Source organism: Bradyrhizobium sp. SZCCHNS3052, from assembly GCF_032484495.1.
In the GTDB taxonomy this organism is placed as follows: domain Bacteria; phylum Pseudomonadota; class Alphaproteobacteria; order Rhizobiales; family Xanthobacteraceae; genus Bradyrhizobium.
This window is the reverse complement of the sequence record NZ_JAUETB010000009.1, coordinates 144613-165994: the sequence shown is the minus strand read 5'-3', so window position 1 is coordinate 165994 and position 21382 is coordinate 144613. Positions and strand designations below refer to the sequence as shown.

At 66.7% G+C, this 21382-nt stretch carries 21 protein-coding genes; 13 read left to right on the top strand and 8 right to left on the bottom strand.

Annotation, left to right across the window (positions count from 1 at the left end; translation table 11 throughout):
- Positions 1–170: 170 nt before the first annotated feature.
- The gene (locus QX073_RS24900) at positions 171–719 is read right to left on the bottom strand and encodes a tetratricopeptide repeat protein (RefSeq protein WP_315752547.1); all 549 of its coding nucleotides are present in this window, start codon (positions 717–719) and stop codon (positions 171–173) included.
- On the bottom strand, positions 691–2994 hold the full coding sequence (gene gspD, locus QX073_RS24895) for a type II secretion system secretin GspD (protein WP_316226536.1): 2304 nt from the start codon (positions 2992–2994) through the stop codon (positions 691–693). The genes QX073_RS24900 and gspD overlap by 29 nt, the downstream gene beginning before the upstream one ends.
- A gap of 256 nt (positions 2995–3250) precedes the next feature.
- Between gspD and QX073_RS24890 the strand changes: the two genes are divergently transcribed.
- The 10 genes from QX073_RS24890 to QX073_RS24845 are packed head-to-tail and all read left to right on the top strand — an operon-like array spanning position 3251 to position 11396.
- Positions 3251–4906, top strand: coding sequence for a GspE/PulE family protein (locus QX073_RS24890; protein ID WP_316226535.1), 1656 nt, complete (start codon positions 3251–3253; stop codon positions 4904–4906).
- 8 nt (positions 4907–4914) lie between these two features.
- Positions 4915–6126, top strand: a complete 1212-nt coding sequence (locus tag QX073_RS24885; RefSeq protein ID WP_316226534.1) for a type II secretion system F family protein — start codon at positions 4915–4917, stop codon at positions 6124–6126.
- 20 nt (positions 6127–6146) lie between these two features.
- The gene (gene gspG, locus QX073_RS24880) at positions 6147–6629 is read left to right on the top strand and encodes a type II secretion system major pseudopilin GspG (protein WP_315717468.1); all 483 of its coding nucleotides are present in this window, start codon (positions 6147–6149) and stop codon (positions 6627–6629) included.
- Complete coding sequence (locus tag QX073_RS24875; protein ID WP_315827806.1) at positions 6622–7086, top strand: prepilin-type N-terminal cleavage/methylation domain-containing protein; 465 nt, start codon at positions 6622–6624, stop codon at positions 7084–7086. Before gspG ends, QX073_RS24875 begins: the two co-directional genes overlap by 8 nt.
- Positions 7079–7477, top strand: coding sequence for a type II secretion system protein J (locus QX073_RS24870; protein WP_315717470.1), 399 nt, complete (start codon positions 7079–7081; stop codon positions 7475–7477). The genes QX073_RS24875 and QX073_RS24870 overlap by 8 nt, the downstream gene beginning before the upstream one ends.
- Entirely contained in the window at positions 7477–8196 is a 720-nt protein-coding gene (locus tag QX073_RS24865) for a type II secretion system protein (RefSeq protein ID WP_315717471.1), read from the top strand. Before QX073_RS24870 ends, QX073_RS24865 begins: the two co-directional genes overlap by 1 nt.
- Positions 8196–9140: a type II secretion system protein GspK gene (locus QX073_RS24860; RefSeq protein WP_316226533.1), complete on the top strand. Its 945-nt coding sequence runs from the start codon at positions 8196–8198 to the stop codon at positions 9138–9140. The genes QX073_RS24865 and QX073_RS24860 overlap by 1 nt, the downstream gene beginning before the upstream one ends.
- A complete protein-coding gene (locus tag QX073_RS24855; RefSeq protein WP_316226532.1) occupies positions 9137–10207 on the top strand; it encodes a PilN domain-containing protein in 1071 nt (356 codons plus the stop codon). The genes QX073_RS24860 and QX073_RS24855 overlap by 4 nt, the downstream gene beginning before the upstream one ends.
- The gene (gspM, locus tag QX073_RS24850) at positions 10204–10767 is read left to right on the top strand and encodes a type II secretion system protein GspM (protein ID WP_316226531.1); all 564 of its coding nucleotides are present in this window, start codon (positions 10204–10206) and stop codon (positions 10765–10767) included. The genes QX073_RS24855 and gspM overlap by 4 nt, the downstream gene beginning before the upstream one ends.
- Positions 10767–11396, top strand: a complete 630-nt coding sequence (locus QX073_RS24845) for a hypothetical protein (RefSeq protein ID WP_316226530.1) — start codon at positions 10767–10769, stop codon at positions 11394–11396. The genes gspM and QX073_RS24845 overlap by 1 nt, the downstream gene beginning before the upstream one ends.
- Before the next feature lie 18 nt (positions 11397–11414).
- Here QX073_RS24845 and QX073_RS24840 read toward each other — a convergent pair whose 3' ends face one another.
- Genes QX073_RS24840 through QX073_RS24820 form a run of 5 tightly spaced genes read right to left on the bottom strand, consistent with a single transcriptional unit; the run spans position 11415 to position 15060 of the window.
- Positions 11415–11906 (bottom strand): prepilin peptidase, encoded by a 492-nt coding sequence (locus QX073_RS24840; protein WP_315717476.1) that lies wholly within the window; start codon positions 11904–11906, stop codon positions 11415–11417.
- A gap of 46 nt (positions 11907–11952) precedes the next feature.
- Positions 11953–12573, bottom strand: a complete 621-nt coding sequence (locus QX073_RS24835; RefSeq protein WP_316226529.1) for a HupE/UreJ family protein — start codon at positions 12571–12573, stop codon at positions 11953–11955.
- Positions 12570–13181 (bottom strand): HupE/UreJ family protein, encoded by a 612-nt coding sequence (locus QX073_RS24830; protein ID WP_316184393.1) that lies wholly within the window; start codon positions 13179–13181, stop codon positions 12570–12572. Before QX073_RS24830 ends, QX073_RS24835 begins: the two co-directional genes overlap by 4 nt.
- A 17-nt stretch (positions 13182–13198) precedes the next feature.
- Entirely contained in the window at positions 13199–14179 is a 981-nt protein-coding gene (locus QX073_RS24825) for a HupE/UreJ family protein (protein WP_316184391.1), read from the bottom strand.
- Positions 14176–15060 carry a peptidylprolyl isomerase gene (locus QX073_RS24820; protein WP_315717486.1) on the bottom strand — a complete coding sequence of 295 codons (885 nt, stop codon included), beginning with the start codon at positions 15058–15060 and terminating at the stop codon, positions 14176–14178. Before QX073_RS24820 ends, QX073_RS24825 begins: the two co-directional genes overlap by 4 nt.
- A 281-nt stretch (positions 15061–15341) precedes the next feature.
- Between QX073_RS24820 and QX073_RS24815 the strand changes: the two genes are divergently transcribed.
- The 3 genes from QX073_RS24815 to QX073_RS24805 all read left to right on the top strand — a co-directional run bounded on the left by QX073_RS24815 (position 15342) and on the right by QX073_RS24805 (position 18533).
- The gene (locus QX073_RS24815; RefSeq protein WP_315717480.1) at positions 15342–17366 is read left to right on the top strand and encodes a hypothetical protein; all 2025 of its coding nucleotides are present in this window, start codon (positions 15342–15344) and stop codon (positions 17364–17366) included.
- Between the two features lie 120 nt (positions 17367–17486).
- Complete coding sequence (locus QX073_RS24810; protein WP_316226570.1) at positions 17487–17816, top strand: hypothetical protein; 330 nt, start codon at positions 17487–17489, stop codon at positions 17814–17816.
- Positions 17817–17909: 93 nt separating this feature from the next.
- Positions 17910–18533, top strand: coding sequence for a 2OG-Fe(II) oxygenase family protein (locus QX073_RS24805; RefSeq protein WP_316226528.1), 624 nt, complete (start codon positions 17910–17912; stop codon positions 18531–18533).
- A 4-nt stretch (positions 18534–18537) separates the two neighbouring features.
- Here the strand turns inward: QX073_RS24805 and QX073_RS24800 are convergent, their stop codons facing one another.
- Complete coding sequence (locus tag QX073_RS24800; protein WP_316226527.1) at positions 18538–21165, bottom strand: spermidine synthase; 2628 nt, start codon at positions 21163–21165, stop codon at positions 18538–18540.
- Positions 21166–21382: the final 217 nt, after the last annotated feature.

The window sequence follows — 21382 nt, the reverse complement described above, 5'->3', positions numbered from 1 at the left end:
AAATTGCAACGTGGTGTCGGTCTTGCTTCGGTTTTGTGAAATGCGCGGAGCAGCGCGGATACTGGACACGCACGTCACAGCGCCAGCTTGGCAGTGCGTGTGCCGCCGGGGGCTTGACTCCATTGCTGTCGGGAGCCAGCGCTCGCCGGGCTATGGACCGGTGATACTGGTCAGAGCTGGCCGGGCACCCAGCTCAGCGCGAGGGCTTGGCCTTGCGCGATCTGGCTGGCCGACATCTTGGATGCGACGGCGTTGCGAAGCCGCAGGAAGTAGCTGCGCTGGGTCGACTTGGCATGTCCGGCAGCAAGGTTCAGCCATTTGTAGGCGAGCACGACGTCCTGTGGAACGCCATGACCCTTGTCGTACATCAGGCCGAGCATCGCTTGGCCGAACGGATTGCCGGCTGCGGCGGCCTGACAATAGAGATCGCTCGCGACCTCGTAGGCCTGCGGGGTTCCAAAGCCGTTTTCATACATGAAGCCGAGCATCGCCTGAGCGCGTGGATCGCCGCGCAGGGCAGGCGGGGTCAGCACGCGCACGGCGCGGACGAAGTCGCCGCGCGCATAGGCGATGCGTGCGGTGCTGACCGAATCGGCGCGAACGGGCGAGGCGAGTGCTCCGAGCAGCAGGATGGCTGCGGTGCAGGCGATGGTGAGGCGCCCCATCGTCGGCCGGATCACTTGGCTGGGGTCAACGGGTGGTGCGGACACGCAAATCATCCGTAATGCTCGCTCCAACCGATCCGCGGAGCTTGGAACGGAGTTCTTCGGCCACCTGATGGGCATCGCTGCCGTCGCGAATGATCTGTGGCCGGATGAAGATGATCAGTTCGGTTCGCGTGCCCTTCTTGCCCTGATGCGAGAACGCATCGCCAAGCACCGGGATCTCGTCGAAGCCGGGAATGCCGTTGCGACTGCCGTTCTGCTGCTCGCTGATCAGGCCGGCCAGCAGCACCGTCTGGCCGTTGGCGACCGAGACGGCGCTCTTGACCTTGCGCTGCGACACCGTCGGCGTGAGACTCGCCGCCGTCTGCGCGGCGACGTTGCTGATCTCCTGCTCGATCTCGAGCCGGACGTTGCCGTTGGCGGCGATCCGCGGCACGACGCGCAAGATGATGCCGGTGTTGCGATAGTCGATGGTGTTGACCACCGTGTTGCTCGATGACAGCACGGTGGCGCTGCCGGTCGAGACCGGCACGACGTCGCCGACCTGCAGGGTGGCGGTCTGGTTGTTGATCACGACCAGCGAGGGATTGGAGAGCACCTTGACGCTGGTGACGGTATGGAGTGCGTCGAGGATCATGTTGGGCGAGGCGTCGTGTCCGATCAGGAAGTTGAAGCCGGGCAGAGCGCGGTTGATCAAGGCCGTCGTCGCCGCGGATGTCGTCGCTGTGGCGACCGACGTGGCTTGCGTATTGGTGATCGATCCTTTGTCGGTCCCGAGGCCGAGCACCTTGCTCGAAAGATAGGCCTGCACGCCGTAGGACAGCTCGTTGGTGAGCGTCACTTCGGCAATCGTGGCGTCGATCCCGACCTGCAGCACCGGCTGGTCGAGCTGCTGCAGCGTGCTGGAGATGATGCGGTAGTTCTCGCGGTCGGCATAGATGAGCAGCGAGTTGTTCACCGTGTCCGGGGTGATCCGGACATTCGGCATGATGGCCTGGCCTCCGCCAGCACCACTGCTGCGTGGCTCCAGCCCGGTCGAGGACGGCGTACTGCTGGAGGACGATGTGCTCGAAGATGACATGCTCGAGAGACCACCGGCTTGGGACCGGCTCGTCGGATTGGCGCTCGAACCCGATGATCCCGCTGCATTTGTGTTGAAGGAGAGCCGATCGGCGACCGATGTCGTCGTGCCGTCGGACCCCGGCGCGGTCTGGCCGTCGGCGCCGTCGGTGGAGGACGAGCCGGCGCCGCCGAACATGTCGGTGAGCACCTTGGCGAGCTGGCGCGCGTCGCCGTAGCGGACCCGGTAGACGTGGACGCTGGTGCGCCCGGAGTCGGCCTGATCGAGCCGGCGGATCCAGGTTGCCGCGCTCTGCAGCAGCGCTGGCTTGCGCGTCACGACCATGATCGCGTTGAGGCGATTGACGACCTGCAGCTTGACGAGATTCTGGCTCAATCCGTTCTCACCGGAGTCCATGATCTTCTCCAGCTCCGCCATCAAAGGCTCTGGCGCCGAATTGCTGACCGGGAAGATGCCGACGGACTGGCCGCGCATCCAGTCGACGTCGAAGCTCATCACCGTTTCGATCGCGGAGCGTCGCTCGGCTCCTGTGCCCTGGATCAGAAGCAAGTTCCGGGTAGTGTCGGCGCGCACGCTGCCGGCGCGGGTCGCGAAGCTGTCCATCAGCTTGAGGATCGTCTGCGCACCGACATATTGCAGCGGCACGACGGAGACGCCGTAGCCGGGCTCGGCGCGGCCGGCCTCGCCGTCGACGCGTCCGGCGCCGATGGCGTCGCCGAGCGGGGTCAGCTTGTAGCCGCCGCCTTCGCGGACCAGCACGACGCCGGACAGGCGCAGCGCGCTCTCCAGCACGAACAGGATGTCGGATTTCGGCACCGGCCGCGCCGACACCAGGCTGACGCTGCCCTGCACGCGGGGATCGATCGAGTAGCCCGCGCCGAGGATGTCGCCGATCACGACCTTCGCAACCACCGCGATCGGCGTGTTCTCGAAATTGAGGTCATAGCCCTTGCCATCGGCCGCCGGAAGCGGCCTGACCTCGGCGACCTCCTGAACCGTGGTCCCCTGATATGTCCGCGCGCTCGCGCGCTCGACCTCGGGGCGTCCCTGGATCGATGCGACCGGTCCACTGTCGCGCGGCAGGATATCGAGCGAGCGCACCTTGTCGATGACGTCGACATCGGCCGGCGCGCTGGCCTGGGAATTGAGCGTTGCCATGTTGCAGGAGGCGAGCAGCACCGCAATCGCCAGCAGCGAGGCAGGTCTGACAACCGCAGCGGACTGGCTTCGATTGCCGATACGAAACATGGACTTACCGATCTACTCGTGTTGACCGGCCGAAACGCAGCTGCGCCTCGTTTAGACCGCGCAGCCTGCATAGCGGTCCAATATGACACTTATGTATAATTGGCGGCTGCCGCCCGACCTTTGCGCCGCATGTGTGTCGGAAATGTCGGCGCCTCCGGCATTCGTACAGCCGTCATGTTCGCGATCAATAACGTGGGTCACCAGTAGCGGCGTGCCGAGACGTTGGGGCCGGCACGGGCGCCACCCGGATCACGCCATGAGCGGTACACTGTCGACCCAATTTCATGCCTATCTTCGCGAGCGCCATCCCCAGGCGGCGGGCGAAGGCGGAGCTGCGGGCGAAACGCAGATCGCGCTCTGGGACAGGTTCGGCCTGACCGCCGACGTTTTCGCGGAGGAGGTCGCCGGCTTCACCGGACTGCAGCGCGTCGCGCTGCGCGAACTGATGGCGGCACTGCCCGCGGTGAGCGAGTTCTCGGACCGCTTCCTCCGCGAGGTGCTCGGCTATCCATACAAAGATTCTGACGGCGCCGCCGTGTTCGCGATGGCCGATCCGACCGATCAGGCCGTGCGCCGGGCCGCCGAACTGGTGCTCGGCCCGCAGACTCTCTTCAAGGTCGCCTCGCATGAGGATATCGCCGTCGTCCTCGACCAGCGGCTTGGCGATTCCGACGACGCCGAGATCTCGCCGGCACAGGAGATCCGTGACGACGACATCGAAAGTCTGCGCGATCTCGCCAGCGGCGCGCCGGTCGTCCGCGCGGTGAACGATCTGATCGAGAAGGCGGTGGAGATGCGCGCCAGCGACATCCACATCGAGCCGTTCTCGACCGGCCTCGTGGTCAGGTTGCGTGTCGACGGCCTGTTGCGTCCGATCGCAGCGCCCTCAGGCGTGCTGCCGCAGGCAGTGATCTCGCGCATCAAGATCGTCGCCGGTCTGAACATCGCCGAGCGGCGCCTGCCGCAGGACGGCGCGGCGCGGATTCGCGCCGGCCGGGCTGAGATCGACGTCCGCGTCGCGGTCATGCCGACCCAGCACGGTGAATCGGCGGTGCTGCGCATCCTGCCGAAGGATCGCTCGCAGCTGGTTGCGAGCCGCCTCGGCCTCGCGACCCGCGACGACGCTGCACTCCGGCGCCTGATCACGCTGCCGCACGGCATGATCGTGATCACGGGGCCCACCGGCAGCGGCAAGACCACGACCCTGGCGACGATTCTGTCCATGCTCAACACGCCGGAGCGCAAGATCCTCACTGTCGAGGATCCGGTGGAATATGAGATCCCCGGCATCAATCAGTCGCAGATCAAGCCGGCGATCGGGCTGACATTTGCGAGCGCGCTGCGCTCCTTCGTGCGCCAGGACCCCGACGTCATCATGGTCGGCGAAATCCGAGACAGCGAGACGGCGCATGTCGCCGTCCATGCTGCGCTGACCGGCCATTTGGTGCTGACGACGTTGCACACGGAAACCGCCGCGGCGGCGGTGCCGCGCCTGCTCGACCTCGGCGTCGAAGGCTTCTTGTTGCGGTCGACCCTGCGCGCGGTGATCGCGCAGCGGTTGGTGCGCCAGCTCTGCGATCACTGCAAGACGCCGAAGCCGCTCGATGAGGAGACGTGTCGCCAGGACCCACGCCTCGGTCATCTTGGCCTCGTCCCCGGCGACATCACCTGGCACCCGAGGGGATGCGAGCGATGCGGCCAGAGCGGCTATCGAGGCCGGGTTGGTGTGTTCGAACTGCTCGAGCTGACCAGCGGTCTGCGCGAGCTGATCGCGGATCGTGCCGACGGCCTCGCGATCGATCGGCTGGCGATCCGGGAAGGCATGACGACGATGCTGGACGCCGGCGTTGCCAAGTGCCGCGCCGGCGTCACCTCGGCCTCCGAGCTGCTTCGTGTCCTCGTTGCGCGGTGAGGTGGATCGTGCCGAGCTACCGCTATCGCGCTCTGACGCAGTCTGGTGAAATCGTCGTCGGATCTCTCGTCGCGCCGTCGCGCAGCGAGGTCGAACGGCGCATCTCGTATCTGCAACTGCTGCCGATCGAAACCGTGGAGGAAAAGAAGGAGCGGACGGGGGCTGCGTCCGGGTTCTCGTTCGGCGCTCCGTCCGCGGCTGAAGTGACCACGTTCACGCGCGACCTGGCCCTGCTGCTCAAGGCCGGCGCGCGGCTCGACGACGCGCTCGACCTGCTGTCCGGCGACTCCGACATCGGCCGCCTCCGTCCCGTGGTGGCGCGGCTGCGCGCGGCGATCATGGCCGGCGAAAGCTTCGCCGACGCGGCGGCCGCCCAGCCGCAGCTGTTCTCGCCGATGTATGTCGCGCTGATGCGCGTCGGCGAAGCGTCGGGAACGCTCGATCACGTGCTGACTGCGCTGGCCGGCGAACGCGAGCGTTCCGAGGCGACGCGACGCAAACTGACCGACGCGATGCAATATCCCGCCTTCGTCTTCCTCGCGGCGATCGGCGTGATGCTGTTCTTTCTCGTGGCCGTGCTGCCGAACTTCTCCGCCGTGCTGCGCGACTTCGGCGGCCGTGCCGATACCGCGCTCGGCTTCTTCATGACGATGTCGGATCTGCTGCGCGCCAATGCCGTTGCGATCTCACTCGGCTGCGCGGCGCTGCTTGCGGCAGGCTGGTGGCTGTTGCGTCAGCCCGCGGTTCGCGCCGGCCTGACCAGTGTGCTGGCGGTGACGCCCGGCATCGGCAGCCTCCTGCTGTTCTATCGGACCAGCCTGTTCTGTCGCAATCTCGGCCTGCTGCTCGGCTGCGGCGTCAATCTGAGCGCCGCCCTGCGCATCCTCGTTGACGTGATGGCGGTGACGTCGTCGCGCGCGCCATGGTCGGCGGCGGCGGATCGCGTCCGTCACGGCGGCAAGCTGTCCCAGGCGCTGTCGGCCGACAACATGCTGCCGCCGATGGCGCTGCGCATGCTGCGGCTCGGCGAGGAGACCGGCCAGTTGCCGACGCTGTCGACTCGGATCGCCGAATTCTACGAAGCCAAGCTGCAGCGGGGACTCGACCGTGTCGTCGGCATCGTCGGTCCCGCCGCCATTCTGCTGATCAGCGTGGTCGTCGGGGGCCTGATCGTCTCGATCATGACGGCCCTGCTTTCGGTGACGCAACTGGTCGGCTGACCGACATCAAGGAGAACGATATGAGATCAGATACGCAGATCGAGCCGGCCACGAGGGCCGGGCGCGAGCAGGAGCGCGGCTTCACGCTGGTCGAGATGCTGGTCGTGATCACGATCATCGGACTGATCATGGGGCTGATCGGTCCGCGCGTTCTGAACTATCTCAGTGAATCCAAGACCAAGGCGGCGCGGATCCAACTGCAGAGCTTCTCGGCGGCGCTCGATCTGTTCTATCTCGATGCCGGCCGCTACCCCTCGACCTCGGAAGGTCTCGGTGCGCTGGCGCAACGGCCGGCCGGACTGAGCGCCTGGAACGGCCCCTATCTCAAGGGCGGTGCCGTGCCGAAGGATCCGTGGAATACGGCCTATGTCTACCGCGCGCCGGGCGACCACGGCCCGTATGACATCCTGTCCTACGGTGCCGATGGCCAGGAGGGCGGCAGCGGAACGGCGGCGGACATCGTCCTGGGAACGCCGACGCAGACGAGCGCGCGCAGTGAGTGACGACGGCCAGCGCGGCTTCACGCTGCTCGAGATGGTCTGCGTGCTCGCGATCGTCGCGCTGCTGGCGTCCGTCGCGCTGCCTTATCTGCCGCGACAGACGTCGCGGCCTCGGCTGCAGGCCTATGCGCTGCAAGCTGCGGTACTCCTGAAGTCCGATCGTGCCTCGTCGATGCGGACAGGTACGCGCGTCGACACTGAGATCGACACGTCGCGCCGCTTGATCCGCTCCGGTAGCGGCGCGGCTGCGTTGAAGCTGCCCGACGACGTCGCGTTCCTGGCGACGTTGCCGCGCAGCTGCCAGCATCGGCCGGTGCTGGCGACGATCAGCTTCTTTCCTGATGGCCTGTCCTGCGGCGGCGCGATTACCTTGTCGCGCGCCGATCTGAGCCTGGAGATCAGGGTGAACTGGCTGACGGGGAGGATCGACATTGTCTCGCGCGCGCTTGCCAATGGTTGATATAGGCGACCGGAGTGACGCAGGCTTCACGCTGATCGAGGTGCTCGTCGCGCTTGCCATCGTCAGCGTGTCGATCATCGCCATCGGCGCCGTGGTGTCGCGCAACGCGGCCAGTGTTCGCAAGCTCGAACAGCATGTCACCCTGGTCACCGACATGAGGCTGGCATTGGCAACGGTGCTGGCTGATCGCAGCCGGCTGCAGCCGGGCAGGATCGATCAGCGCTCCGGCTCTGGGGCGGTGGTGCTGCAAGTCAGGCCGCTCGGTGGTGATTGGAATGAGCCGGCCGGGCAGACCGGGTGGATTCCGGAGGCAGTGACCTTGCGTGTGAAGACCGGCTCGGGCGCCGTCGCCGATGTGCAGACGGTTCGCCTCGCGCGAGGAGCGCGCTGATGCGCGTCCCACCCGATCGACCGAAACAGCAGGGCTTTGCGCTGATCGAGGCGCTGGGCGCGCTCGCGATTGCCGGAATCGTGTTGTCGGCGCTGGCTGCGGTGACGTCGCAATGGCTGCCGGCATGGAAGCGCGGATTGGATCGCGTGCAGCGCGCCGAGATGGTGGCCGCCGCGCTGCGGCGGGTCGGCGATGATTTCGCTGCCGTGCAGTTTGTTTCGGCCAATCGCGAGCAGAAGGGACCGCTGTTCGTGGGCGACGAGGTCTCGGCGATGTTCGTGCGCGCCGAGTTTGGTCCGAATGCGGGACATGGCCTAGATATCGTGCGCATCGGCGAGGAAGGGGGCAGGGGCGAGCGCGCTCTGCGGCGATCGCGTGCCGCGTTCGAGCCCGTGTCGGTCGGCCAGCCCGTGACCGAGCATTTCAAATTCGTCGATCCCGTGGTGCTGCTGTCGGCGCCGTTCCGGATGTCGTTCGCGTATGCCGACAGGACGATGGCCTGGACGACGGAATGGCGCGATGCGACCAAGCTGCCGTCCGCCGTCCGCATGACGATCTACGACGACAGCCGTGGCGGCGCGGCCGTACTCGTCAGCGCAGTCCGTATTCAGGTCGATGCGCCGGGGGGCGGTTTTGCCGATACGGGAGCGGGCGGCACCGCGAACCAGCCAGCCGTGGCCGAGCCGGCCCAACCGAACAAGAGCGAGCCGGTCGACTGATGCCCGTTCGCTTCTTCAGCTATGGCTCTGCCGACAGGCGCGGCGCGCAGGATGGCTTCATCCTGATCGCTGCGCTGTGGATGCTCGCGGCGCTGGCGGCCCTCGTCGTGGTCGTCTCGCAGCAGCTGGGCAGCTCGGCGCGGTTGCTGCGGCTCGAAGACGAGGCGGTCGAGGCCGATGCGCTGATCTCGGCGGCCATCGAACTGTCGGCCTATCGTCTGCTGCTGTCCAAGGATGAGGAGCGGCCGCGGCAGGGCGGTTTCCGCCTGGCCCTTGCAGGCAACGACATCGCAGTCTCGTTCGTCAACGAAGCGGCGCGGATCGATCTCAACACGGCCTCGAAGGACATGCTCGAAAACCTCTTCGTCACGCTGGGCGTCGACCGGGATGCTGCCAAGGATCATGCTGAGCGGGTGGTCGCGTGGCGCTCCAAGCCGTCCGATGCAGCCAGGGCCCAGGCGGAGGAGGCGCGCTATGCGGTGGCCGGTCTCAAGCGTGTCCCGCGCCTGGCGCCGTTCGCACATGTCGGCGAGCTGTCGCTCGTCCTCGGCATTCCCGCATCGCTCGTCGATCGGGTCCTTCCGCTGGTGACCGTCTTCAACGGCTCTCCCGGAATCGATCCGACGATCGCTGCGCCGGAGGTCGTTGCAGCGTTGCCGGGAATGACGCCGCTGATCTTGAAGGATTTCCTCAACGCAAGGGCGTCGCTGTCACAGGATGCCGATACGCTGGCCCAGACGCTCGGTCCTGTTGCGAAGGATGCCGCCAAGGGCAAGAGCAAGGCCTATCGGCTGCGCATCGTCGTCAGTCCGGCGGGCGGGCTTCGTCATGCGGCGACGGCGGTGATCGTTCCCGGCGAAGGCGAGGAGCCTTATCGGGTGCTGGCGCGCCAGGACGAGGGGCCGCAACCGAGGGGAGCGCTTCAGGCGCGGGGAATGCCATGAAGCTGACCGAAGCGATCGAGCGCGGACTGACGGCGTGGACGGCCAGCGTCGCGACAGCGATCGAAGCCGTGGCCGATCGGCAGCTCAGACGTCCGCAGGTCCTGGTCCGCCATGACCGAACAGACAGCGTCGTCTTGACGATTCAGGCGCGACCGAAGGCGAAGCCGATGCCGGCGCCGGCAAGGGTGAATCCGGCGGCCGGCGCTGCGCAGGCCGGGCTCTCGCCGGAGTGGCTGCGAACGTTGCGCGGCGCCGCGCTGGAAATCCATCTGGCCGCCGAGAGCGTCCTGGTCCGCCCGCTCGACTTTCCGAAGCAGGCCGAGCCGTTTCTCGACGGCATGATCCGGACGCAGATCGGCAGGTTGACGCCGTGGAATCTCGATCAGGTCCTCTACGGTTGCAGCGCCCCGCGCGCAGTCGGGGATCGGATCGCGCTGACGCTCGCGGCGACGCCGCGCGCTCTGGTCCAGCCCTTGCTTGCCTTGGCCGATCAGGTCGGCGCCGCCAGGCTCGTCATCACCGCCGATGTCGACTCAGCCGATGGCGGCCAGATCCAGATCTTCAAGACGTCGCTGCGCTCGTCGCTTGCCGGCGGGCGCGATCTCGGGCGCGTGCTCAAGCTCGGCTGGCTGTCGGTTGCTGCGACCACGGCCGTGCTGCTGATCGCGACGACATTGATCGGCGGATATCTCGATGGCGAGCTCGAAGATGCGCAGGCGCAGGTCACGCGGCTGCGCGCGGCGCTGCGGCCCGCGATGGGCGCCACCGCCGCCGACGGGCTGCTCGCCAAGCGCAAGCAGATCAGTCCCGCCAGCGTCATCGTGCTCGACACGCTGTCGAAGATCCTGCCCGACGGGACGTATGTCGTCGAGATGCATGTCGAGAACGATCGGCTGCAGATCTCCGGCCTGACCCAGGACGCCCCCGCGCTGATCCGGCTGATCGAGCAGTCGCCGCAGTTCAGCCGCGCCACCTTCTATGCGCCGACGACGCGCACCGCGGGGGAAGCGGGCGAGCGTTTCCATATCGAGGCGCGCATCAACGCCTATTTCGGGGACCGGGCATGAACTGGTCGACATCGCTGCGCCGGATCTTCGTGAACTCGCCGGCCGCTTCTGCGATCCTCTATGCGGTGACCATCGTCGCACTGCTCTGGCTTGGTGCTGCAGCGGTCGCCGATCTCGTCGCCAAGCACGACCAGCTCAATGACACCAATGCGCAGCTGGCGCAGTTTTCGGGACGCAAACGGCCGGCCAGCAGTTCCTCCTCGGACAGCGCGACGGCTCCGGGCGGATCGGTGTTCGTCGAGGGACGAACGGTCACCATCGCGGGCGCGGCGCTGGTGCAGCGCCTCACGGAGGCGATCAGCAAGGCCGGCGGCAGCGTGCTGTCGACCCAGGTCGAGCTACCGGCGGCGCGCGGCAACGAGAACCTGATCAGTGTCGTCGCCAGCTGCGAGCTCGAGCAGCCGGCGCTGCAGCAGTTGCTCTATGATCTCGAAGCGGGATTGCCGTTTCTCTTCGTCGATCAGCTGCACGTGCAGCAACCGCTGGCGGCCGCGGCCGGCGGTGTGGGGCGGCTGACGGTGCTGGTCACCGTGTCGGGCCAATGGCAGGGAAAAATGTGATGCGATCGTTCGTCGGTTCAGGTCTCGTCACCGTTGCGACCGTATGCGTGCTTGCAGCTTCGCTCGGCCGTGCCTGGGGTGAGACGGCGGATGGTCTCGAGCCCGCTGCGCCCGCGCAGGCCGCGCCCGGCGCCTCCGACCCGCCGGCCGTTTCCGAGGCGCCCAGCGCGCAAGTCCCGGGGCGCAGGAGTGCCAACCCGCTGTGGGATGTTCCGATCAGTGCTCTCTCGGCGACGCGCGACCGTCCGATCTTCTCGGCCTCGCGCCGGCCGCCACCGGTTGCCGCACCCGTCATGGTCATGCGAGCGCCGCCGCCTCCGCCGCAGCAAGAGCCGGAACGACCAAACCTGCAGCTCGTCGGCACGGTGATCGGCGACGAGGAGAGCTTCGGCATCTTCGTCGATGCCTCGTCGCAGGCGTCGCTGCGCTTGCGGGTCGGCGCCTCGCATGAGGGATGGGTGCTGCAGTCGCTGCGACCGCGTGAGGCCTCGCTGCTGAAGGCGCCGGAGACCGTCACGCTGCAAATGCCGCAGCTCGGCACAGCCGGCAGCGGCGACGTGCAGGCGGGACCGATGACCCCGCCCGTGCCGCCGGGCGGACGCGAGCGGATGGCGCGGCGGGCGCGTTGAGGTCACGGCTTACCGCATTCAGAAGGTCACGAGCAATTCGCTCCCGGTGGCCTGCAGAGCGAGTACGGCAAGCAGGCCGAGGACGAGGAACGGGCCGAACGGCAGCGCCGTTTGGCCTGTCAGCCGGCGGCCCATGATGAAGAGGACGAGCGCTGCGGCGAGTGCCGTCGTCGCGGCGATGAGCAGCAGGATCGGCATATTTGGCAGGCCGGCCCAAAGCGTCGCAGCCATCAGAAACTTGACGTCGCCGAGGCCCAATCCTTGGCGGCCGCGGGCCATTGCGTAGAGCAGCCGCAGCAGCAGCAGCGCCGAGCCGAGGGCGAGGGCTGCGGCGCAATTCCACAGTGCCTCGGGGAGATCGACAAGCGTCGCCAGTCTTGCGAAGCCGCTGGCGGCGACCAGTGCATTCATCCAGTCCGGCAGCAGCCCGCTGCGCAGATCTGTCCAGATCAGTCCGGCGCAGGTCAGGAGCAGCACGACGATCGTAACGATGTTGATGGCGTCGGTCACGCAGCCCTGGAATTCGCGGGGTCGGATCGCCCGAGCATAGGCCAGCTCAGGCTGCGAGCGATAGTCCCGCCATCATCAGGCCGATTGCGGCGACCCAGCCACCGACTGCGCGCACCGCGATCCCGCGCCAGCTCGATGCCGGCTCGGTCTCGGGACGCCTGAAGGTGACCGCCAGCGCCATCACGAGGGTGATGGTGACGTAGCCCGCACTGGCGAGACCGGCGGCGTAGAGGAGGCGGTCGGTCTGCGGCACGAGCTCGCCGGCATTGGCGGCGCCGCGCATCACGCCGAGCACGAATGCAATGGTGCTCAGCAGGACCACGGGAATGCGCAAGGCCGCCGCCAGCAGCAGCCCGAGAATCAGAATGGTCGCGGCATCGCCGAGTGGAGACACCGCCGTTGCGCCAGAGCCGGCGGCGAGTGCAAGCCCCGTGCACAAGCCGAGCGGGAACACCACGACGAGCCAGCGTCCGCCCGCCGTACCGAGCGAGCCGGCCAGCAACCCGAGGGCGACCCAGACCACGACGTCCTGCAGCGCGAGCAGCGGGTGCAGGGCGCCGGCGTAGAAGTCGCCGAGCCGGGCCGACACGATATGGGCATCAGCGAGCTGCGCTTGCGTCAGCAGCAGCGCCGATGCGAGCAGGGCGGTCCGGCGGTACGTGCTCATGCCGCGACTCCGAGGCTCGCGACCAGGAAGTAGCCGCCGAGCGCGGCGATGGCTGCTCCGACGCCTTGGATGATGCGCTCGCCGCCGGGCCAGCGCGCGAGCGCGCCGATGGTGATGCCGCAGGCGTGGAGAAGACCGGTCGCGACCACGAAGCCGCAGCCATAGGCCAGGGGATTTGCCGCCGTCGGAAGCTCGACGCCGTGCGCGTGGCCGTGAAAGATGGCGAAGATCGCAACGATGATGGCCGCAACTGCAAACGGGACACGGATGCGGATCGCGACCGCGAGCCCGAGCACCAGGGCCGACAGCGCGATGATGAGCTCCGGGACGGGCAATCCGACCTTCAGGATTCCCAGGACGGCCCCGAACGCCATCACCAGCGGGAAGACGACCGGCAGGATCCAGATCGCCGCGCCGCCGAGCTGCGCGCCCCAGATGCCGACTGCAACCATCGCGATCAGATGATCCAGCCCCGTCAAGGGATGCAGCAGGCCGCCGGCGAGCCCGCCGCCGACGCCCGTCTGCTCGTGGGCAAGGCTCGGATTCGATGTCAGCAGCGAGAGCAGCGCCGCACCCAACACGGTGTGCAGGAGTTTGCGCGCGATCATGTTCGTCCCATTCGTCATCATGCGGCCGCCAGAACCCGCACCAGGCGGCCCAGGAACCAGAACATCGATACCGAGCCGATTGCATAGGCCGGCAGCTCGGCGCCCCAGCGCGGCAGCGCCGCGCCGAGGCGGCGATGTGCCCAGATCAGCGCCAGCACCAGCAGCACGAACAGGATCTGTCCGATCTCGACGCCGACATTGAAGAAGAGCAATGCCGCAGGCAGGATCCGTCGTTCGAGCCCGAGGCCTGCGAGCGCACTGGCGAAGCCGATGCCGTGCACCAGACCGAAGCTGGAAGCGACAGCCCATGGGTAGCGGGCGGTCAGCCCGGTCTCGCCGCGCTGCTGTTTGACGATCTCGACGCCGACAAACACGATGCTGAGCGCGATGCAGGCGTTGAGCGGCCCTTCGGCGACGCCGATCCATCCGAACGCTGTTGCGGCCAGCGAGGCGCTATGGCCGATCGTGAAAGCCGTGATCGTCTTGAGCAGGCGCCAGCCGCCCTGGACGATCCAGATCAGCCCGAGCACGAACAGCAGGTGATCGGCGCCGAGCAGGATGTGGTCAATGCCGAGATTGACGTATGTCTTGGCGAGCTCGAGCCAGGTGTCGAGCGTCGGCGCATCGGTGCCCAGCACGGTCACGACCGGATTGGCCGCAGAGATCGTGTAGCTGCGCGTCTCTCCAGCGAGCGACGTCACGCGGATGATGGCAGCCGACATGTCCTCGCCGAGATTGGCGATCGTCATCTGCCCGACGAGGCCCTTGTCGCCGCAATTGAGCTCCGGCAGGCGCAGGTAGCAATGCGGGGGCATCTTGAGATCGATGCGGTTGACGCCATCCTTCGGCAAGGTCGTCCATCGCCCGATATACGCGCCGGGGCGCATCTCGCGAAACTCGAGCACGGCGATCGTCGCCTGATGCGCAGCCGCCGGCCGCCCGGGCAGCAGCGCTGCGAGCGCGAGCACGATGGCGATCAGGGCGCGCGCGCCGGTCACGGCTCGTACCTGATCGTGTAGTTGGCCTTGAGCCGGCTCACCGCCTCCCAGGCCCGTTTCCGTGTCTCTTCGGTGTGCCAGATCTTGGCCGCCTCGGCGCGGATGTCCTCGAGCTTCGCCGGAGCGCCCGGCTTCCGGGCGTCGAGACGAACCACGTGCCACCCGTCCTTCGACTGCAGCAAGGTCCATTCCTGGAGGGGCGCCTTGAGCAGGCCGTCGCTGAAGCCGTCGCCGAAGCCGGCGGCCAGGCTCGGCACCGGTCGGTCGAGAATCGCGCGCGTCTGATCGCGCAGCTCCTCGGATTCGCGCTGCTCGCGAATGTCGTCCAGATAGCGCCGCGCCGTCGCCTCGTCGCTGGGTGGCGTCATGAAGAAGCTGACACGCTCGGGCTCGTCGAACCGGGCATGATTGTCGGCGAACCAGGCGCGCAACTGCTCCTCGCTCGGCTGTGGCACGCGCACCTGATCGAAGATCAGATATTGCAGCTTGAACGCGACACGGTCGCGGATCATCTCGTCGCCGCGGTCGACGCCGAGCGTCTTGCCTTCCCGATAGAGGATTTCGCTGGCGACCCAGGCCTCGACCATCTTCTGCAGCTCGGCCTCGCTCGGGGTCCGCTGCTTGTCCTCGTCGAACGTGTCGATGAAGGACTGGCGCAGGGCCTTGGTCACGGTGATGACCTTCTCGTCCTTCGCCGGCGGGTGGATGATGGCATCGGCCGCGAAGATCAGGCCACCGAGAACGAGGAAGTGCAGGAGTGGCTCCCTGCTGAGCCCGCGCAGGGCGGTCACGGATGATGATCGCGCAGGGGAAGAGCTGTTGCCATCTTGCTGATTGGAGCGTGCAGAGGCGCTCTCGAAGGTCTGCGCCGCATTCGACATGGCAGGGGCTGACATACGTTCTTTACAACTCGGACCGCGCTCGTTGCGCGGCGCGTATATGCAACGGCACACTTGCCGTTGTCACCGGGCAAACGTCAGTGTCACAAAAATTTCGCAACGACGGCCGACCGCGATGTTCGTGGGGAAGACGCCAGCAAAAATAAATCCTTCAACAAACTGTCTCCGAGTTTTGGTTTGGTCGCGCCGCGAATGACGACGGCGCATCGGTCGCGTTGTCATCTCGGTTTGGAGATCGATCGAATTCTTTAGGGGCGACGATAATGGTTCCATCTACCAAGACAATCCTGCTGACAGCGGCCTCGGTCTCGCTGGCCCTGTCACAGAGCGCCGACGCTGGGGAGCGTTGGGGGGAAACGACCAAGAACAATCCGTATGTCGCGGGCGACATGCACAACCACAACACCTGCACCGACGGTTCGGTTGCTGCCGGCTATGCGATCGACCGCTCGGTCGGCAAGGGCACCGCGGCGGCTGGCGGCAACAATTTCGATCTCGACTGGTTCACGCTCGGCAACCACGGCGGTTCGGGCAACCGCGATTGCCGCTTCAGCGATGCGAGCGCCAATATCCCCGGCGACAACACGACGACGTATTGGAGCCAGACGCTCGGGAAGACCATCGACGGCATTACGATCACCAGCCTGAAGGGCACGCCGAACGGCACCGATACCGGCGCCAAGATGTGGCGCTGGCAGTCGATCAAAGAGATCGAGTACCCAACCATCGTCAATCGCACCGCGACCTACAACAAGGTGCTGGTCGAGGGCCTGGAGTGGATCCTGCCCGGTCACGAGCATGGCGACGTCGCCGTGATCGCCGGCCAGAACCCGCGCGGTTACGGCAATGCCGACAAGATGGCCGAGTTCGAATATCGCTTCGACCGCGCCGACACCGACGCCATCGGTCCGGTCGATGCCAGCAACAACCCGGTCTGGGCCGGCAAGGACAATGTCAACAATTCCGGCACGGCCGGTCACCAGAAGGCCGTCGCCGGCATCGCCTGGCTGCAGGCGAACCACCCGCTGCAATCCTATGCTGTGCCGACCCATACCGAGCGGCAGGGACCGTTCAATCCGAACGGCTCGGCCGGCTACAACATCGAGCACTTCCGTGACTTCAACAACGCCGGCCCGACGGTCGCGTTCGGCATCGAAGCCCCGGGTCATATGGCCGAGGGCGGCGTGAACGGCGGCTCGGGCTCCTATGGCTCGGGCGCAGTCGGCGGCGGCACCTACGGCATGCAGGGCGTCTACACCGCCAAGGTCGGCGGGCTGTGGGACGGTCTGCTCGGCGAAGGCCGCAACTTCTTCCTGTTCCAGAGTTCGGACTGGCACAGCCGCGGCGTCTATGGCGCGCGCGATCCCGGCACGACGGCGGACTTCATCCCCGGCGAGTACACCAGGCTGTACGTGCCGAACGAGCGGCGCTTCTCCCAGCAGTCGATCATCGACGGCATGCGCTCGGGTAATTCCTACTCGGTCAACGCCGACATCATCGGCTCCGACATGGAGTTCCGTGCGAAGGGTGAGTGGGACGACGACTGGAAGACGATGGGCGAGACGCTCGTCGTGCGCCCGGGCGAGAAGGTCACGCTCGAGATGGAGATGACCGTTCCGGCCTCCAACAACAGCCCGTACGGCTTCAACAACCCGCTGCTGCTGCCGGTCGGCATCAAGCAGCCGTTGAACAAGCCCTATCTCGACCACGTCGATCTGATTACCGGCGACATCACCGGTCCGATCGCGCCGGGCGCCCCTGGCTATGCGGTGGCCAATGCCAAGGGTGTCGATGGTGCGGCCATCGTCTACAACCCGTCGGCCAAGATCGCGAAGCAGATCCAGGCGACCAAGATGCGGAGCCACAAGCTGCGCGACGGTTCGACCCGCCTCAGCTTCACGACCACCTTCATCGCCGGCCAGACACCGTTCTACATCCGCGCCCGCGGCACCAACATCCCGCCGGCGACTCCGAACGTGTCCGACAGCGCCGGCAATCCGCTGCTCGATGCCAACAACGCCACCGTCAGTTGCACAGATCCGGCATGTCCCTCGCACCTCGGCACGGTCGGCGGCGTCAAGAAGGTGACCAACGACGTGCAGGCCTGGTCGAACGTCTGGTTCTACGCGAACCCGATCTTCGTCCGAACCTACAGCACGCCCAAGCTGCTGGTCGAAAAGAATCAGGAGCTGGCCCGCAAGCTGGCTCACGAGCATCACCACTGGCACGATTGGGACCACTGGGGTCACTGGGGCCACTGGGGTCGCTGGGCGTTCAACCGCGACTGATTGATCGGCACCAATCCGGCGGGACATATCGTCCCGTCGGATCCTGCTCACTCCGAGCGCCAGTTTGCGAACCGGCGCTTCGTCTTTGAAACCTGCCTTTCCCTGGGGTTCGTCGAGGTGATGTCGCGTTTGTCCGCCGTGAGTCTCGCCGTTCTAGTCCTCACGATCGCAGTCGCGTCGGCGCATGACGAGGAGCCGACGCAGGAGGTCTGCGACGCCGCAGTGGCGGAGGCCCGCGCACAGGCGGCGACCCTGCCGACGGACGACGTGTCGCGCTATTTCGCCGAGCGGGACATTCAGCAGGCGCTGGTCGAGGCCGGCAATGGCGAGTTCGATGATTGTGTCGAGAAGGCCGAGAGGGCCGTGCTGGAAGTGCGCGACCGGCCCCACAGCCTGAGGCCCGGCGAGCGGCTCAACATTCTCAGTGCCGACGAAATGCCGATGCGCTGACGGGCGCGCACCGCGTCTCCACTCTCGTCATCCGGCTGTCATGCAAGTCGGCAAATTGTCGGTCCTGTTGCGGCGCGTGCAAGGCCTTGAGACATGGACCAGATCGAAGCTCTTTTTCCGATACCGTTGTTGCGTTCGCCTGGGCTCTTGAGCGCCGAGCTCAAGGACGCGGCGGTGGCAGCCATCCGCAATTCGAAGATCGAGAACAACCTGCGGTCCGGACAACTGTTCCACACCGAGGTCGCCGATCCCCGCGCCAATAATCTGTTTCAGACCATCGCCGAGCTCGCCGTGCCCAAGCTGATCGATTTCGGCGAGCTGCTGTTCGGCGAGAAGCTGCGCTGGACGGTCAAGGAGATGTGGACGAACATGCTGGAGACCGGCGGCAACCAGACCCTGCACGCCCACGCCAACAGCTTCATCTCCGGCGTCTTCTATCTGACGCCGTCTCACCCCGGCAGCCGCACCGTGTTCGTGCGGCCGCCCGGCGGCAGCGACTTCTCGTTCCGCCATCACACGCGCAGCGCCGCGGTCGGCCCGTTCAATGCCGGCAAATACGTGCTGCCGGAGGCGGAGCCCGGCGATCTCGTGCTGTTCCCAAGCTATCTCTACCACGAGGTGCCGCGCAATCAGGGCGACCAACGTATCACGATCGCTTTCAACGCGATTCCTGATCATCTGGATTGCTGGGGCTACCGCGTCAGCTTCGCGTCCTGACGCTCTATCGTTCGAACTCGCGCGACAGCAGGTCGCGCGCTTCGCGTCGCGACGGCGCGGCGGAGTCGATTGCCCGAAGCAGGCGTTCAGCAGCCGCGCGATCCGATGCAAGCAGCGCTTTTGCCATGCTCATCAGCGGCGCATAGGCCGGCTCGAACTCGGCGCTGGCGCGAATGGAATCGAGGAGACCGGGTGCGGCGGCTGCGATGAGCGCCGGCCCGCGCGGTTCGCCGGTCAGCGCCGCGCCGACCTGGATGAATTGGTTGCGGGCCCGCCAATAGGCGCCGAGTCGTTGCTCCCACATTCCGCGTTTCGAGTCTTCCAGCAAATCGGCCGCGTCGGTCTTTGTCTGGCTCAGGACCGTCAGCAGCAATTGCCATGGGGCCGCCGAGAGAGCGTGGACGTTGCTGCGCGCGTCGAACGTGACGAATGGGAAATCGTCGGTGTTGCGCGGTCCCGGACCGGCGAAGCTCGTGAGCGCTTTCGCGCCGGCGACATACTGGCCCAGAAGGTCGATCGGCTGATCGAAGCCGAGCGGTTGAATGATCGGGTGAAGCTTCCGGTCGGAGAACCGTGCGGCGACGAGTTCGGGGTCGATCGGGCTCGGGGTGCCTGATCCGATCAGAGCCAGCATCGGCGTGCGCACGCTGTAATGGTTCAGCCAGGCGGACCCTTGTGGAAAGACTGCGAGAAAGCTCCTGACGATCGCGCGCAGCGACGGCGCATCGAGCTGATAGAGCGGCAGCCACTGGCAGAACACGCCCTCGGCCGCCAGTCGCCGCTTGACGGCCGCGAAATGTTCGACCGTGTACAGCGCGCCGCTGCCATCGAGCGCCGGGTGGAACAGGTCGGCCACGATCACGTCGTAGCGTCCGTCATCGGCGATGATGAAGCGCCGGGCATCGGCAACGGAGATCGGCGGCCTTTCCTTCTCGGCCGCGGGGTTGTCGAACCAGGGCAGGAGCGCGACGACTTCGGAAGAGAGTTCGACCGCGCGCACGTCGAGATCCGGCATCTGCGCTGCGCCGAGCACGGTCGCGCCGGTGCCGACACCGAGGAAGAGGGCCTTGCGCGGCGCTGGATGCAAGAGCAACGGCAGCATGGCTTGGCGGAAATCGGATCGGACCGAACTGGTGCCGCCCATGCGGAAGTGGCCGTTCACCTCGAGATAGCGTGCTCCTGAGGCGTCGTCGACGACGCTCGCGGTCGCCATCGGTCCCTCGCGCACGGCCAGAAGCTTGCCGCCCGGCGGGACCCTGATGAGCAGCGGGGCGGGAAGCCACAACAGCGCGAGTGCAAGCAGAGCGGGCGCCGCCGCCCAGCGCAGCGCAGCGCGTCGGGGCTGCAGCAGCAGAAGATATCCGACGGCAACGAGGACCAATGCTCTCCAAGTGCCGAAAGCGGGAATCAGCAGCTGTGCCGCGACCAGCGGCGCAATGGCTGCGCCGAGGCTGTTGATGCCGACGGCCCAGCCGACCGATCCCCTGACGTTGCGGACATCCTGCATGAGCTGGCCGAACAAGGCGCCCATCGCCATCGCAGGCAACAGGAACAGCGCCAGCGCAATGCCGAGCTCGCCGACGACGCCGAGGCTCGCAGCGCTGTCAGCGAGGCCGCCCAGCAAGGGCGTCACGAGCGCCGTGCCGAGGCAGACGAGCGCGGTGCCGCTGATCAACGCGGTTCTGCCGCGCGCAACCGTGTGCCCCACGCGCTGCCAGATCATGCCGCCCATCGCAGTGCCCAGCAGGTAGGCGGCCAACAGACAGGCGAAGCTATAGACCGTGTCCTGCATCATCTGTGCGGCCAGGCGCACGACCAGGACTTCGAACGCGATGCCGAGCAGGCCGGTGACGAACAGGGTTCCTGTCAGGCGGAGGCCGGCGACAGCACGCCTGCGATCGTCGCGCGCGCGAGCGTCGACCTGCGGGGCTCGGCCGAGGCGAAGCGCTGCGAGCGCGCAGGCCGCGTTGACGGCTGCCAGGCAAAGCAGCGTCGCCGACAATCCGAGCGCGGGGATCAGCACGAAGGTGGACAGCAGCGTGCCGGCGACGGCGCCGGCGGTGTTCGCGGCGTAGACGCCGGCGCTGACGGGCCGCGTGCCATGCGCCGCGGACGTCATGCGTTCCAGCGCGGTCAGCGTGCCGCCCATCGCCACCGTCGCCGGCAACAGCACCAGCGTCGGCAGCAGGAAGCTCGCGCTCCACAACAACACGGGGGAAGGCGCCGTGCCGAGCAGCGGCGCGAGGGCGCGCGCGCACGCGGGAAGCAGCCAGACCGCACACAGCCCCCACACGCCGATGACCGTTTCGAGGACGGCATACACCCGGTGCGGATTGGCGGCGCGGCGGATCCGGCCATCGAGGACGAAGGCGCCCACCGCCAGCCCGGCGAAGAATCCTGCGATGGCGCCGAGCACGGCCATCATCTCCGTGCCCAAGGCGAGGGCGAGCTGGCGCGTCCAGACGATCTCATAGCCCAGCCCGGCGAGGCCGGATGCTGCAATCAGCAGCTTCAGCGTTCTCAGCTGAGCCATGCTCTGGCGGGCGACGAGATCGACGCCGGAAGACCGGGCGCCTTGCTTCTCCGCGACCAGATCATTGTCGCGCGGGTCTGCGTGGCGTGCCTCGGTCAAGATTTGGTACCTGCAATTCCCGTGATCGGTCTTCGGATGCAGCGCGCCGTGCGGGATACTGCTCCGGGCGCGGGATCAAGCTCGGCTGCATGGGCCGCCAAGGTCGAGATCGTTTCCTTGTGTTCGTGTTTCGTGACGGTGGTTTGACAGAAGCTGTGGGAGCACGCGGCTCGGCGCAGATGGTTGTATCGCATGAGACCCGTCAGGGAGCGATGAC